Source organism: Vibrio aquaticus, from assembly GCF_003970385.1.
Taxonomy (GTDB): domain Bacteria; phylum Pseudomonadota; class Gammaproteobacteria; order Enterobacterales; family Vibrionaceae; genus Vibrio; species Vibrio aquaticus.
The window spans coordinates 273267-288502 of sequence record NZ_RXZH01000001.1; the positions used below are offsets into that span (position 1 = coordinate 273267).

Annotated in this window: 15 protein-coding genes; 3 read left to right on the plus strand and 12 right to left on the minus strand. The window is 43.0% G+C overall.

Annotated features, from left to right (window positions below; all coding sequences use genetic code 11):
* Positions 1–5: 5 nt before the first annotated feature.
* Positions 6–1124, minus strand: coding sequence for an efflux RND transporter periplasmic adaptor subunit (locus tag EJ063_RS01120; protein WP_126572168.1), 1119 nt, complete (start codon positions 1122–1124; stop codon positions 6–8).
* A 99-nt stretch (positions 1125–1223) separates the two neighbouring features.
* Positions 1224–1784, minus strand: coding sequence for a GNAT family N-acetyltransferase (locus tag EJ063_RS01125; RefSeq protein ID WP_126572169.1), 561 nt, complete (start codon positions 1782–1784; stop codon positions 1224–1226).
* 236 nt (positions 1785–2020) lie between these two features.
* Here EJ063_RS01125 and EJ063_RS01130 point away from each other — a divergent pair, with 236 nt between their 5' ends.
* The gene (locus EJ063_RS01130; RefSeq protein ID WP_126572170.1) at positions 2021–3148 is read left to right on the plus strand and encodes an acyl-CoA desaturase; all 1128 of its coding nucleotides are present in this window, start codon (positions 2021–2023) and stop codon (positions 3146–3148) included.
* A 69-nt stretch (positions 3149–3217) separates the two neighbouring features.
* Here EJ063_RS01130 and EJ063_RS01135 read toward each other — a convergent pair whose 3' ends face one another.
* Genes EJ063_RS01135 through EJ063_RS01145 form a run of 3 tightly spaced genes read right to left on the minus strand, consistent with a single transcriptional unit; the run spans position 3218 to position 5642 of the window.
* A complete protein-coding gene (locus tag EJ063_RS01135) occupies positions 3218–3757 on the minus strand; it encodes a GNAT family N-acetyltransferase (RefSeq protein ID WP_126572171.1) in 540 nt (179 codons plus the stop codon).
* Between the two features lie 8 nt (positions 3758–3765).
* Positions 3766–5031: a DEAD/DEAH box helicase gene (locus EJ063_RS01140; RefSeq protein WP_126572172.1), complete on the minus strand. Its 1266-nt coding sequence runs from the start codon at positions 5029–5031 to the stop codon at positions 3766–3768.
* 35 nt (positions 5032–5066) lie between these two features.
* A complete protein-coding gene (locus EJ063_RS01145; RefSeq protein ID WP_126572173.1) occupies positions 5067–5642 on the minus strand; it encodes an acyl carrier protein phosphodiesterase in 576 nt (191 codons plus the stop codon).
* A 571-nt stretch (positions 5643–6213) separates the two neighbouring features.
* On the opposite strand from EJ063_RS01145, the gene EJ063_RS01150 reads away from it, so the two are divergent.
* Both EJ063_RS01150 and msrB read left to right on the plus strand, forming a co-directional pair.
* Entirely contained in the window at positions 6214–7416 is a 1203-nt protein-coding gene (locus EJ063_RS01150; RefSeq protein ID WP_126572174.1) for an aromatic amino acid transport family protein, read from the plus strand.
* Between the two features lie 153 nt (positions 7417–7569).
* Positions 7570–8706, plus strand: coding sequence for a peptide-methionine (R)-S-oxide reductase MsrB (msrB, locus tag EJ063_RS01155; protein ID WP_126572175.1), 1137 nt, complete (start codon positions 7570–7572; stop codon positions 8704–8706).
* Positions 8707–8779: 73 nt separating this feature from the next.
* On the opposite strand, the gene EJ063_RS01160 is transcribed toward msrB, so the two are convergent.
* From EJ063_RS01160 to EJ063_RS01190, 7 genes are all read right to left on the minus strand, one after another.
* Positions 8780–9235 carry a low molecular weight protein-tyrosine-phosphatase gene (locus EJ063_RS01160; protein ID WP_126572176.1) on the minus strand — a complete coding sequence of 152 codons (456 nt, stop codon included), beginning with the start codon at positions 9233–9235 and terminating at the stop codon, positions 8780–8782.
* On the minus strand, positions 9228–10652 hold the full coding sequence (locus EJ063_RS01165) for an O-antigen ligase family protein (protein WP_126572177.1): 1425 nt from the start codon (positions 10650–10652) through the stop codon (positions 9228–9230). Before EJ063_RS01165 ends, EJ063_RS01160 begins: the two co-directional genes overlap by 8 nt.
* Before the next feature lie 51 nt (positions 10653–10703).
* A complete protein-coding gene (locus EJ063_RS01170; protein ID WP_126572178.1) occupies positions 10704–11165 on the minus strand; it encodes a hypothetical protein in 462 nt (153 codons plus the stop codon).
* A 153-nt stretch (positions 11166–11318) separates the two neighbouring features.
* Entirely contained in the window at positions 11319–11972 is a 654-nt protein-coding gene (locus EJ063_RS01175; protein ID WP_126572179.1) for a hypothetical protein, read from the minus strand.
* A gap of 91 nt (positions 11973–12063) precedes the next feature.
* Complete coding sequence (locus tag EJ063_RS01180) at positions 12064–12783, minus strand: WecB/TagA/CpsF family glycosyltransferase (RefSeq protein ID WP_126572180.1); 720 nt, start codon at positions 12781–12783, stop codon at positions 12064–12066.
* Positions 12780–13961, minus strand: coding sequence for a glycosyltransferase family 2 protein (locus EJ063_RS01185; protein WP_126572181.1), 1182 nt, complete (start codon positions 13959–13961; stop codon positions 12780–12782). Before EJ063_RS01185 ends, EJ063_RS01180 begins: the two co-directional genes overlap by 4 nt.
* Positions 13961–15187, minus strand: coding sequence for a glycosyltransferase family 4 protein (locus EJ063_RS01190; protein ID WP_208640331.1), 1227 nt, complete (start codon positions 15185–15187; stop codon positions 13961–13963). Before EJ063_RS01190 ends, EJ063_RS01185 begins: the two co-directional genes overlap by 1 nt.
* Between the last annotated feature and the right edge of the window lie 49 nt (positions 15188–15236).

Consider the following 15236-nt stretch of genomic DNA (forward strand, 5'->3'; position numbering starts at 1 on the left):
CCCTCCTACTCAGTGACCGCTGTATCAGCGAATCGAACAGGCACACCGTTTCGGATACGTTGTAACCCTTGTGTTATCACTTGTTCTTCAGCCTTCAAACCGTTTTTAACGATAACACCTTGCTCAAGCTGAGTGCCAAGCTCTACGTTTCGTCGCTCGGCCACATTTCCTTGTGCAACGACCATAACGAAATTGCCTTCAAGATCCGTTTGAACAGCGCGGCGAGGAATCACGATCACATCTTGTGTCTGCTTTTCTCGTAACTCGACTCGGATATGCTGCCCGGGCAATAAGCGATAGTCTGGGTTATCAACCTCCGCGCGCATCGCGATCGTGCCGGTATTGAGGTCAATTCGGTTACCCAAGAAATCGAGCTTGCCGATATGTTCAAAAGGTTGACCATTCTCTAGTACCACTTGTACTTCGATGGACTCTGCAGACCCTTCTCCTTTCACCTTATCCATTCCTAGCTGCAAACGCTCTCGTTCGCTAATACTAAAACTGGTATGAACAGGATCTAAGCTCACGAGAGTGGTGAGTATCCCCGACTGAGGTGAAACTAAATCACCGGTACTCACTTTACTTTGGGCAATACGGCCAGCAAATGGAGCTCTAATTTGTGTGTAAGAGAGGTTCACTTCGGCGAGATGAATGTGTGCTTTCGCGGCTTCAACCTGTGCTTGAGAACCTAGAAGTACCGCGTTCAAATTATCAAATTCAGACTGAGAGATACTGCCTTTAGGAAGCAGATTCTTACCACGTTCGAAATCGAGTTCCGCTTTTTTAAGTGACGCATTGGCCTGGGCTAAGGTCGCTTTTGCACTCGCGAGTTGGGCCTCGAATGAGGAAGGTTCAATTGAGTAAAGTAGTTGACCTTTCTCGACCATTTGACCTTCGTTAAAATGGCGAGTCTGGAGGTAACCCGTAACCTGAGCGGTTATATTGGTATCTTCGACCGCTTCAATACGACCGATATAGGATTGGCTGTGTTGGTGAGGGGAATATTGCGCCTGCTCTGCTACTACGAGCTGTGCGGGCATTTGTTTTTGTCCTTGAGAATTGTCGCCGCATCCTACGAGAAAGATAGCACTACTAAGCGCCGTAAAGAGTAACGTTTTTTTCATGAATAGACCGTTAGATAAATACAAAATGGGCTTTATAAAACTATCTAACAGTCTGTGAGGCTATGTCCGAGAATTATCAAAAGGGAAAGGTTAAGTGTTTCAACCTGTTACAAGCTCTGACTTAATGTGATCTTGCACACTTTCTAACAGTGCTTGCCCTGACGGCCAAGTGTAAACCAGCTCGGTAACTTGGCTACCACACGGTGCGTTCCAAAGCCTTTCTAGATCACACTGCCCACCTAAATGCTGATAAAACTCGACGGCCTGTTTGTTATCTTTCATGACTTCTAAATAGACGCCATTGTCAGGGAAATATTGCGCAATCCACTGGGCAATTTCAGCCAGCAGTTGAGTTCCTAAACCACGGCCACGGTAACTAGGGTCAATGTGCAGAGCATCAATAATGGTGCCTTTCTCAAAATCATGATTGCCAAATGCACAGACGAAACCACACAATAAACCACCCTCTTCGAGCAAGATTACGTGTTGATTGAACGGTGGGTTAATCAGGCGAGTTTGCCAAATTGCAGAGCGTTCATCATGAACCTCTTCTTCAAGAAACTCAGCGCCTAAGATACCAGAGTAAAATTGCTTCCAACTCTGTGCATGCAGTGTAGCAATGCGTTCATAGTCGCTATATTCAGCTACTTTCAATTCCATTTGTAGTTCCTTATTACTTCCTGTAAGGATTGTTTGCCCCTTCATACTATAAAACATTTAACTAAAAGCCAAACATTCTGAAACATTCCCCATTCGTAGTGCATTGTCACTCCTATAAAAGCTACAAATCGTTACCAAATATCCCGTTGACTCCTCATAAATTTGAACCATGCCGTTTGACTTACACGTGTACGCTGATATTCTAGCGAACAATTGTTAGCTGAAAGGAAATCCCAATGTCTGGTTTGAGCAAACCACCACTGATTTGGTTAAACGTCTTTATCTTTTTGTCCTCATTCTTACTTGCTGCTGTTGTCGTGCCCTGGTACGGAATGACGAATGGTTACGGGTTAGAACATGGGCTATGGTTCCTCGCTGCGTTTTCTTTTTGTAATTTGTCGATCACGGCGGGTTATCACAGGCTTTGGTCTCATAAAACCTTTGAAGCGCATTGGTCTCTACGTTTGATATTTGCTATTGGCGGCGCTTTCGCTCTCCAGAACAGCGCCCTGCATTGGAGTTCTGACCACCGCATTCACCACAAGCATGTAGACAACAATGATAAAGACCCTTACTCGGCTAAACGCGGATTTTGGTTCTCTCACATCGGTTGGATGCTGCGTGAATACAACACCAACACATACGACGACTATTCAAACTGTCGCGATCTACAGAAAGATAAGATCGTAATGTGGCAGCACAAATACTATGTCCCTCTTGCCCTAGCGACTAACTTTGGTCTTCCTCTGCTACTCGGCGTTATCTATGGCGATGTGATTGGTATGTTGCTAGTCGTCGGTGTCTTACGTCTGGTGTTCAGCCATCACTCGACCTTCTTTATTAACTCATTGGCGCACATTTGGGGCTCTCAACCTTATACAGATAAGAATACTGCCCGCGATAACGCTGTTCTTGCCGTGTTCACTTTTGGTGAGGGCTATCATAACTACCATCACATCTTTGAAAATGACTACCGCAATGGTATTTATTGGTGGCAATACGACCCAACCAAATGGTTAATCAAGTCATGTTCATGGCTAGGTTTAACTAAGAAATTACGCGTCACGCCTAAGCTTAAAATTGAAAAAGCTAAAGCGAAACAAGCGCTCAGCACGGCATCTAGGAATGTCAGTAAGCTTCCCAATGGCAAGCTGCTTAACGATGCATTAAACAAAGAATTTGAAGAGTTAATGGTGAAGTTAGCTGACTACTACGATATTAAAAAACAGGTACTGGAATCGAAGCGCGCTGACCTCACGCAGAAATATGAACGTTCGGTACTGAAAGTCCGCTATCAACAAATGAAAGATGATCTCGCGGCGCAACGTAAAAGCTGGGAAATGCTTATTGCACAATATGCCTAACCTTCAACAATTAAAAAGGCTCCCATATCGTTATGAGAGCCTTTTTGTTTTAAGTGAGCTTGCGGTTGACTAGACAACATTCAGCTTGATTGAGTACTCAATACACTCAATGTCATTGCCATTAAGCTTTGCATAGTTCTCTACCACTCGTATTCGATGAAAACCGTTAGAAAGCAGTACTTTTTGTGACGCTTTATTACTCACTTCCACATACGCAAACAGACGGCCTATTCCTTGAGTTTTTAGAATCGCTATCCCTCTTTCTAAGGCCTGTGTTGCGACTCCCATAGAGACATACTTCTGCCCAACTCTATAACCAACATGAGCCGTGTTCTTCTTAAAGTCCAAATTGGTAAAATTCAATCGCCCTAGAATAGTATGGTTGCGATCTTTGATGAGGAGTGGGAGCAATTGACGACATTTGTAATCAAGAAGAAACTCTTGAATATGAGCTTGAACGCCGTGAAGAGAATAGAAGTTTTCTTCTCTTGGTGGGATAAATTGATCGAACCAGCCTTTGTTGTCTGATTCAAAGGCAAGCAGCTGCTCAGCGTCATCTAAACTGAGCAGCTCTAATGTAATTTCAGCAAATTCCTTTTTACTGCTCACTAATGATCCTAACGTTTACTACTCTTGCCTCGACCGGCGTGGATCTTAAGCTTAGCTTTCATTTTACGTTTGTCAGAGTTTCGACCTTTGCGCTTTGGTAAGCGATCTGGTTCAATCTCTTCAATCAGGCTTGGTTCAAAACCTTCCAACCACTCCTGAGGGAGTTTACTGTCTAGCAGCCGTTCAATTGCCTCAAGTAAATACTCTTCATCACGGCTCATGAGTGATACAGCAAAACCTTCTTTGCCTGCACGACCCGTACGACCGATTCGGTGTACATAATCTTCTGCTTTATACGGCATGTCAAAGTTCACAACTTGCTCTAACTGTTGAATATCTAAACCACGTGCGGCCACATCTGTTGCAATCAACGCGCGAATTTTACCTGATTTAAAATCATCAAGCGCTTTTTGTCTTGCGCCCTGGCTCTTATCACCATTGATGGACGCGGCTTTAATTCCGTCCAGCTTCAGCTCTTTGGCTAATGCATCACTGCCCTGCTTGGTTTTGGTAAACACCAAGACTTGTTGCCAGTTACGAGACCCAATCAGGTAGGCCAATAGCTCTGCTTTGCGTTTTTTATCGACTGGGTAGACCATCTGCTTCACAGTTTCAGCGGTGCTGTTTGATGGCGTTACCTGCACTTCTACAGGCTCGTTTAGCATGTTGTACGCAATGGTTTTGAGGCGTTTATCAAACGTCGCCGAGAAGAACATCGTCTGACGTTCTTCACTGCATCTGCTAAGGATACGTTTGATATCAGGCATAAAGCCCATATCCAACATACGGTCAGCTTCGTCTAAAACCAAGTAATCTGTTTTAAGAAGATTGATGTTCTTGCAAAATAGATGATCGATTAGGCGGCCAGGTGTCGCGATAAGGATGTCACAACCTTGGTGCAGGTTACGCGTTTGCACATTCATGCTAGTGCCACCGTAAGCGGTCACGACTTTAATATCGGTGTCTTGAGCGTATAACGTAATATTATCGAAGACTTGTTGGGCAAGCTCACGAGTGGGTACCAACACCAACGCGCGTACATCGTTACTTTGAGGGTCGCGAGTCGATTCAGACTCTAACAGCTTGTGCAAAATAGGTAAGCCAAAGGCTGCAGTTTTACCCGTCCCCGTTTGAGCGCCGGCCAAGACATCTTTGCCTTCAAGCACATGCGGAATCGCTTGCTTTTGGACTTCCGTTGGCTGCTGAAAACCTAACTTTTCTAATGTGGATAGCAGTGCTGAGTTCAGCCCTAGAGATTGAAATTCTGTCGACATCAAGGTTACCTATAATTGCAAGGCGGACGATTCTATCAGAATCTTTTGGCTGCGGTTAGTATCTCGGGGTAGAAGGTACTAAATACTTCATTCAATTGGTGGTAGTTTGTCTCTAAATAGGGAAAACACTCGGCCAATACTCCCATTGTCGCTCTTCGTTGCGACATCCTATTGAGAGCGAACTCAATATTGTCTAAATGCTGGTAGGATTCTAGCCATTGCCCTTGCCACATAGCAAATGACATCTGAACAAAACGATCTGGTAGTGGAAAGCGAGATTGCGCTATGACACGTTTTTGCGCGTTGAGGCAAAATAGAGGCAGTTCATCATGATGGAACTCTCCCCACCGCTTAGATAGACAGTGGTCCCAAAACATATCTAACGCAATGCCTGAGAACCGCCTCACTCCCTGTGGGAAAAGCGATTTACTGTCCAGTACCGCTTGGTGACTGTCCGTAAAGGAATCCACGAACCGATGTAATTGAATGCCATCGGCGACCACTTTGGGGAATTGACGCTGCGGATCACCTTTAACAAAGTCACCCAACAAGTTTCCTAGCGGACTTGATTGGCAATGATCAGCAATATGAAGATGAGCAAGATAGTTCAAAAGCAGTACCGAATAAAAACTATCTGTTTATAAAAGCACAAAGCCAGCGCATTTGCACTGGCTCTTTCTGGTCGCTACTCACTCAGGGTAGCCTTTCAATTTACAAAGATTATTTAAAGATCTCTTCTGCGAGTTCTTCGATTGACTGTTCGTAGTCTGAAAGCTCGAAGCCAATCTCCATCGCATCTAACAGCTCTAGGCATTCTTCGTTGATTGTTTGGTCACTCATTCTGACCTCCTTTTTAACATTATAACAAGACCGGCGAAGGCCTTAGTACCAATATGCGGTACTTGTGTTCCTTTTTAAACCACTTATATGACAGTTTTTTGAAAGGAGAAAGTAAAAACTGGCGATGGTTTGAATCATATCTCAAGTAAACGTTTTCGTCGGCAAGCCAACCTAATCTGTAAACAAAACAATACACTATCGGTAAAAAATCCTTACATCGCTCTTGAAAGTCATTCGATAATTTTAAATAATGGCCAAAAGCGCAGTCATTACATCCTATTTCACTAGCAGAAGCAGATAGAATGACTAGACAAAACCAAATAATGTAAAGAATAATATACAATGAATCAATCAAAGGTAATGGGTAGTACTTTGATCATCGCTGGCACAACGATTGGTGCTGGTATGTTGGCGCTACCACTCGCTTCTGCCGGAATCGGCTTCAGCACCTCTCTCATCATTATGCTCGCACTCTGGTGTTTAATGGCCTACACCGCGCTGTTAATGATCGAGATCCACCAGCACGCTGAACAAGACGCGACACTGCATACGCTCGCAATGCAGTTCTTAGGGACAAAAGGAAAATGGGTTGCAAGCTTTGCGATGATGTTTCTGTTTTATGCCCTTTGCGCAGCGTACATCGCGGGTGGTGGCGCGCAGTTTTCGGATCGTATCGCCGACTTCACTGGCCTAGAAGTGTCAAATGCCGTCTCCACACTCACTTTTACTCTGATTGTGGCAAGCGTTGTGACCATTGGTACTTCAACCGTCGATAAAGTGAATCGTGTACTGTTCTTAGTGAAAATTGTCACCATGGCTATTGTTCTCACTTTTTTAGCGCCTAATGTCACTGAATCTTACTTACTTAGTATACCTGTCGAGAGAGGGTTAGTGATTGCAGCAATTCCGGTCATTTTCACTTCATTCGGTTTTCACGGCAGTATCCCTGCAATCGTGAATTACCTTGATGGTCATACTCCATCCTTAAGAAGAGCAATTCTAGTTGGTTCTGCAATTCCTTTGATTGTGTACATATTCTGGCAACTTGTGACATTAGGCGTCGTCAATCAATCGACACTCATTGAAAATCAGGGGCTTAGTGCATTGATTTCAACGTTAGCGACAACGGTTCATACATCGAATCTCGGGCAAATGATAGGCGTCTTTGCTGACCTTGCGCTTTTAACATCCTTCTTAGGTGTGAGTCTCGGTTTGTTTGAATTTCTCGGTGATAGCCTTAAGAAGAAAGGTAAAGGTGGCTCACGTCTACTGGTCGGTTTGGTGACTTTCACTCCGCCTATGGGATTCGCTCTGTTCTACCCACAAGGCTTTATCATGGCGTTAGGTTATGCCGCTATTGCCTTAGTTGTTTTGGCTATCTTCTTGCCAATTCTGATGGTGAAGAAAGCACGTCAGACGGCCCAAGAATCCCATTACCAAGTGTTGGGAGGTAATCTCGGCCTAATTCTATGTAGCGTCGTAGGAGTGCTCATTGTCGGGGCACAAATCCTAATTACGGTCGGAGCTCTACCTGCGCTTGGTTAAGCACCGAATACTCTGTTCTTTTTAGCGGCGTCTTAGTGACGCCGTTTTTGATCTTTCTATCCGCCAAAACAATAAAACTTCTTGGGCGTGCAATTTTTTCCTATTCCGCTCGTTCTTATTAATCAATAAAGACAAACAATCCATGAGGTTGATATGAAAACGAAGTTTAAGTTTGCCTTCACTGCTATTGCCGCCATCGCTGCCCTGGCCTCTTTTGTTGGAAACGCTGATAGCAGTATGAAAAACACTGCGGCTTTAAACGGATATGAAGTTGCAACGCTTGCTGGTGGTTGCTTTTGGTGTACGGAATCTGACTTAGAAAAATTTCCAGGTGTGATTGATGTGGTCTCTGGCTACTCCGGTGGTAAAGAAGAGAACCCTACCTACAAGCAGGTCTCTGCGGGTAAAACGGAACATATTGAAGCCATTGAAGTGAAATATGACCCTAAAGCAGTAAGCTATGAGCAGATCCTCGATCAGTTCTTTCGTCATATCGACCCAACGGATGATAAAGGTTCATTTGTCGACCGAGGCCCACATTACCGCCCTGCTATCTTCTATCACAATGCCGAGCAGAAGCAGATTGCGGAAACCTTCATGAAAGAAATTGACGACCATGGTATCTACAAAAAGCCACTAAAGACCGAATTAATCAAGTTTGATAAGTTTTGGGTTGCTGAGGGTTATCACCAAGACTACTACAAGCGTAACAAAGTTCGTTATAACTACTACCGTTATGCATCTGGCCGTGACCAATACCTAGATGAGATTTTCGGAGATGACCGTGAAGAGAATCCGGTAACACTACGTCAGCTGATTGATGAAAAGAAAGCCGTTTCAAACATTAAGGTTTACACCAAGCCATCGGACAAAGCGATCAAATCGACACTGACTGATCTTCAATACTATGTCACGCAAGAAGAAGGCACTGAGCGCGCATTCAATAATGAGTATTGGGATAACAAAGAACATGGTATCTACGTTGATGTCGTAACTGGCGAGCCGCTATTTTCTTCCACAGACAAGTATAAGTCTGGGACAGGTTGGCCAAGCTTTACGAAGCCAATCAACGAAGGTTACATTGTCACAAAGACTGATTACCATTTGCTATACCCGCGTACCGAAGTAAGAAGCCGGTTTGCTGACTCTCACCTTGGTCACGTGTTTAAAGATGGCCCTGCACCGACAGGCTTGCGCTACTGCATGAACTCTGCCGCGATGCGATTCATTCCTGTGAATGAGTTAGAAAAACAAGGTTACGGCGAGTACCTATATCTATTCGATAGTTGATCCATCCAGACTTCGACACTAAAAAGGCCCACTTTTAACTAAGCGGGCCTTTGTTTTAGTCCAATGGTAAGAGCTATGATTTTTGTCCATGTAACCGAACTTTCCATGAACCAACGGCTCTATCTAAAAGCCTGTAGCAGTTATCAAACTCCACAAACTCTTTACCTATTGGATCTGGAATATCACCAACGCCGATCCACTGTCCAATTAAGTGTGCTTTGCCTCGCGCACCATCAGCAATTTGCGAAATCATATCCATCTGGCTATGACTCATGACGAGGATAAGATCACTCCAGTCGACCAATTCTTGGGTCAGCTGCTTAGCACGATGTTCAGATAAGCATAAATCCGACAAGCTAGCGCGTTCCTGTGAGTAAACTGCTGCAGGGCTACCCGATAAGTGACTATTTTCGACCAATAACCCTGCTGAATCGAACGACACCTGAGGCAAAGCTGCCTCAAAAATCGCTTTAGCCAGTGGAGAGCGACAGATATTTCCTGAACAGACAATTAGAATTCTATTAATCATTTGAAAATACCTTTTTATTCGTAAGCTGAGTCGTTGAAGAGTCTTTCAGAATGCGACCGGTCGCTGGCAAAACTGCAGTCGCGTTGGCCACGAATAACACTAAGATAAATGTCATAGCATTGGCCATAGGCTGCAAATTAAAATCAACACTTATATGAACAAGCATTCCGATAATCGTCATCATAGAACCTAAAGCGAGCCCCTTCATCGTTTTACTTTGGCGAGTACGAATTGTGTTAAAACAAAGAAATAGAGAATAAAGTACCACGCATCCGAGTAGTAAGGTCGCTGGAATGCCGGCCTCGACCAAAAACTGAACATAGTCGTTATGAGCATGGTCATAAAAGCCAATATCAGATTTAGAGTACATTGGGAACACGGTATAAAAACTGCCCATTCCTGTACCGGTAATCGGAAAGTCTCGAATAATATCCATCGACCATACGACAACCTGATCTCTCGACTCTGCTCCTAAAGAAGTCTCAACGAGCCTCTGCTTCACTTTTTCTAAGCCAAATAAAGCACCCACAACAATGGTATCAATGGCTATCACGCTCCCAACAAGTATTATTAGCGCTCTAGGTTTCTTTTTATAAAAGACTAAAGCGATGAGACCACCGACTGTCGTTGCCGCAAAAAAAGCAATATTTCCCATACGAGATCGTGTCATAACTAGCGCTATCACCATGATAATTAAGCACAAACGAACGAGCATTTTGGGACTGAGCATCCCCTCTACAACCCTTCTAATTCGAATATGCCAAGAGCCTGAAGGGCTAATGTGAAGCTGCGCGATGATTAACCCCAGACCAAGACATAATGTCATCATCAGGTAGTTGGCAAGGTGATTCTTGTAAACAAATGAACCGGTAGAGATATCCTTTTCTGGGAAACCGAAAACCAGACTTTCTTGTACATTCAGTAAGACAGACACTGCCCCATAAAAAGCTTGTAAAGTACCGCTAATCACAACAGCTAAGACAACTGAACGAAGGCGATGACTCGAATTCACTAGGAAAGCCGCATTGATAAAAAACAGCAAATAGCTAAGTCCTTTGAAGAGTGATATTTGGGTCGTTCGTGAGTCTAACGATAAATAGCCTGTCTGTGCTCCAACCAAGTCATAAATATACGCTGTTTGCTCAGACACAGTCGCTATCCACGTTAACGGTAACGGTATAGTTTGTAGCAGCACCCAGAATTGAAAAACCAAGAGTCCTAAAAGCACTACTTTATAAGAACTCAATACTCGAAAAGGGAGAGAACCCTTATAGGCAGCTATTAGCATCAAGCTCTGCAATGCAATCCAAAGCTCTGCGATTGCCCAGGCCCAATCTCGGTTACTACCTAGAGGTATAGGCAACCAGATAATCAGCGCAAGAAAGGTGTAAAAAGCAAGTTTCTCTATATGATTCATAAACAAATAAAAGCCCGGACTAGCCGGGCTATCTAAATTTAGGTGAGAGTATTAGTTAGGCGATACGACTGCGGTTCCACCACCGCCATTCGAGCCGATTGCAGGTGCAGTAGGTGGAGCAATCGCTGGAGATGTCGCTGCTGTTTGAATACCCGCTGCAGTAGCTTCAGAAACGACCGTAGGATCGAGCCCGGCTAATAGTGCTGAGGTAGTAATGATTTCGTTACTTATACCCGCTTCTCTCGCTAATTCTACAATTTCGCTCACTTTTTCGGGTGCAACCGATAGGGCTTCGGTTATAGCTTCTTGAGGATCCACCATTTCACTTTTGAGCAAGAATGCCAATACTTCTAATATGTTATCTGGAGTTTCTGCGAACACCGCCTGCAGTGCTTCTGCATTGGGCTCATCGGTTAAACGCTGAACAAGATCACTGTCAGAAATCTCCGCTGACATTAAAGAAGATGACATCACAGTGGTCAACAATGTTACGCTTAATTTTCTCAATCTCATTTGGAGCCTTTCGGGTTTGTCCTTAAACATGAAAATCTTATCAAGTTTAGTAAAACGTAAAAACTTGAATCACCAAATAACTTGTCTCTTTTCTTGGAAAAAGTGAATATTATTTACGGGAAGCTGCTTGCGTAAACATAATCATTATGTTGATTACATTTTACAAGATTCTACCGACAAATTATTGAAGGTAATCAAATTACATATCCTTTGCTTGCCTCGCGAAAATTCAATCATTTGATTCAACTCAGAGCGATAATTGAATTGGGACCAAACACCAAGTAGTTGATTTGCTGCCTTAACCTGTGATTCGCGAGAAACGTTATCCCAATGAGAAAACGTGTAATCAAGGTTGTATATCAATGAACTCAAAGCATTTGGGCCAAAGTACAGAGCTAAATCGAGCATATCTTTCTCTTTGCTATTGTCTAACCTGCGATATAGCTTCGCACGCTGCAAATAGATAGGAGCCCAAGTCGGACGAAGCTGAACGCTCTGCTCTCTCAATCTGAACTGTAAATCTAAATATCTTTTATCTTGAGACAAATAATACACCCATTCATACAGGGTAGCACCCAAACTAAGATCGTAAGCCAGTGGAAGCGGGAAACTAGACAGCTTTACAGAAAGCGCTTTCGTCAAGTTAACTTCATCAGCTTTTGATACGGTGTAGATGAGATTCTCCACGTGCAACTCAGCCGCACTTCGATATATGCTTTGATAGAGTTGGAACGCCGAAAAAAATAAAAGACTTAAACTAAAAATAGTGTAAGTAAATAAACAAACTTCTTTCCTAATACTGTTCATAATAATTCAAGTATAGAGTTTTCACTCCGCCAGTTTCGAATGTAAGTTATTATATGAGTATCTTTCACTAATTTCGCCAGTATCATACTTTTCACCTATCTATTAACACATAGTATAAAAACTTAGGAATACCGATGACGTAGCGTTGAAACATTCTACGAGGTTCCTTAATCAATCGATACAGCCACTCAAGATTAAGCTTTCTCCACACTTTAGGCGCTCTTTCTGTCTTGCCTCCCTGAAAATCGATAATTGCCCCGCCACAAATAACTAATAGAGGTCCTTGGCTGGTTTGCTTTAGCAAACTCGCTACTTCTTCTTGCTTGGGCATGCCCATCGCTAGTACAACCAAATTCAAGGCATTTGTATTGTGATGTTCTTTGAAATGAGCTTGATAGGACTTAACAGAATGGAAACCATCAAGTGTTTGGACAGAATGAGATTTGAACAAGGCTTTAGACCCCTTAGATAACCAAGGTTCCTCCGTACCGTACACAAAAAAACTAGTATCTCTGTTGGCAACTAGCGCTTTAGAGGCAATTTTTGGGATCAAGTCTGTTCCGTTAAGGTTAGCTTTGGCATCTAAACCTTTTAGTTTACAAGCTAATTCAATCCCAATACCGTCACGCAATAAGTAATCTAGAGCTATGAAATGCTTATACACGTCACCATTTTGAACCGTTAAATTGTATCCGTGCTGGTTAATAAAACCGAGACTAATAACCTCATTCGTGGCAATTAAGCCATCGATAAAAGCTTCCACTTCTCTATCCTCTAAGTAATTCACTTTAGAGAGTATTGTAGTACTCATGACTTATTCCCCCGATCTGTTCTTACCCAATCTTTTTGTCTATTGCCTAAGAACTTTTTGTAAATATCGAACTTACTAAAAATGTAAACAATAACACTCGCGATATCTTGGGGAGTGATTATAGATAAACCGTAGCGTAACCAAGCTAAGGCCAAACCCAACAAGATAAGAGTCAGAGAAAGAACTGCAACAAGGAATGAGTCAATTTCGAGAAAGATAGAAAGACATGCAGTGACCAGGTTAGTAAAAACCACAAGCATGAGCCACAGCACTGTAGGCGGAATCATGGCATCTAAAGCAGTAAAACAGCTTTTTAAGCGTCCACGTTTAAGCGCGCTCAGCATTGCACTAGGTAAGATAGCGATCGAAGCCATATGACCATGCTCCCATCGCATTCGTTGAGTTTCGCTACCTTGCCCGGAGCTGGGAAAAAAGCTAATAACCTGACTCGAAACATCAAAAGTAATATTTTCGTCTAAGTTGTTCAGCTTTATGCCCAACTCTAAATCTTCAACAATACTTCCCGAAGCGAAAGATACTTTCTCAAAAACCCGCCATGGGAAAGCCATTCCAGAGCCCTGCAACTGGCAATTAATACCGAACTTTGATAATCCCAAAGGTCGAACTAGGTTTTTCACAAGCCACGCAAACTCAGCAATCCTAGTTTTGACCGGAGCCTGAATAGGTGCCTTCATTAAATAAAGTGACTGTACAACACTGTCTGTCCTCTGGCTTTTTAAAATTAGTTGTTTACAGCTACCCTCAGTAAATTCGCAATCAGCGTCAAACACGACAACTGTGTCAGGGGCACTATCTGATACAGCTTGAATACCCGCATCTAGAGCATATCCCTTACCTTTTAAAGTGGCATGATGCCGCTCAACAACAAACGCTCCCTGCTCCCTTGCTAAATCAGCAGTATCATCTGTGCAATTGTCGGCAATAACTACTACATGCGATAAGCAGCCAAGTTCAGCTTTAAGTTTAGCTAACGTAGGCTTTATTATCTCAGCTTCGTTGTGAGCAGGAATAATTATTCGGTAAGGTTTAACTTCTCCTTCCTCACGCCTTACATTTGAGTGTATTAAGCCAAAGGTTAACTCTAAAAAAAGAAACAAAGAAGGCAAAAACACCATGACGAATACTAACGTGGTTAATATATCGTTAAACCAATCCATCAAATTTCACCTCTGATAAATGATGCTAATTTAGATGCTTCTGTCTTAATATTATGTTTCGCTTCGACTGCATCATAGGCTTTTCGAACCATTTGGTTTAACTCATTATCAGTGAGTTGGGTAAAGTCAACAATTGCATTTTTTGTGGCATTGATATCACCGGCAGGAAACAACAATGCATTCTCTCGATTACTCAGAAGCTCAGGGATCCCGGCAATATAAGTCGTTATCACAGGTCGGCCTATTGCCATCGCCTCCATAATAGCGACGGGAAGTCCTTCTGCGAAACTTGGTAGAATCATGGCATCAGAGTCAAGCAGGAGTTGCTTCACTTTGTCGGAGCTTATCCAACCAGTGATAGTCACCCTATCTTCTAAGTGATGCTGTCTTATATAGGTTTCGACATCAGGTCTCATATCACCGTCACCTGCAAGCACCAATTTTACATTAGCTCCTTCATCAAGTGCAGCTTTCACAGACCGCAATAACAGAAGCTGGCCTTTTTGCTCACACAGACGCCCAATGCATAAAAGCTGTTTTGTTTCAGAGTTTAACTTTGGTTCAGGCTGACCTTGTAAAAAGCTATCGTCCAAACCACAATGAACAATCTTGACCTTATTCCAGTCTTCAAGATCCGTCCAACGGTATAATTGTGAACGACCAAAGCTACTGATTGCTGCAACGAATTTTGACAGGTTAACTTTTTCTCTTAAGTGTAAGCTTAGTGGCTTGTCAAACTCTTCTGGGCCATGAACGGTAAAGCTATACTCGATACCTGATAATAGTTTTGCCAACATTACTACTTCGGTAGAGTTAGTGCCAAAGTGAGCATGCACATGCTCACTTTCATGCTGCGCACAAAATTCCGCTAATTGGCAAGCTTCAAATAGGTAGATAAGATGATAAGCAAAGTTCCTTTCGGACATATACGTCATCTGAGCGGCAAGTTTGATAGCTAAAAAAACTCTGCCGGGTTGTTTTATCAACTGGCGAAAAAATACAGGCAATAACGCCTTTAAGCCCGATTGTAAGACGTAGAGCGTCTTAGCTCGCTCGGACTTGTCTGTTTCATCGACTACATTGGAATCCCACCCGCGCAATGCAACTCGCTGAATATCGAAACCTTGATCTTCTAGTTCTAATATTTCACGACGAATAAATGTATGACTAACATGCGGGTACTGATTAATAAAATAGGTTATTTTCATATCTGCCTTGATTTTCACAAAATGAAACTTGCGAGCTCCTGATTCTTTATATTGACCTGTAACAATT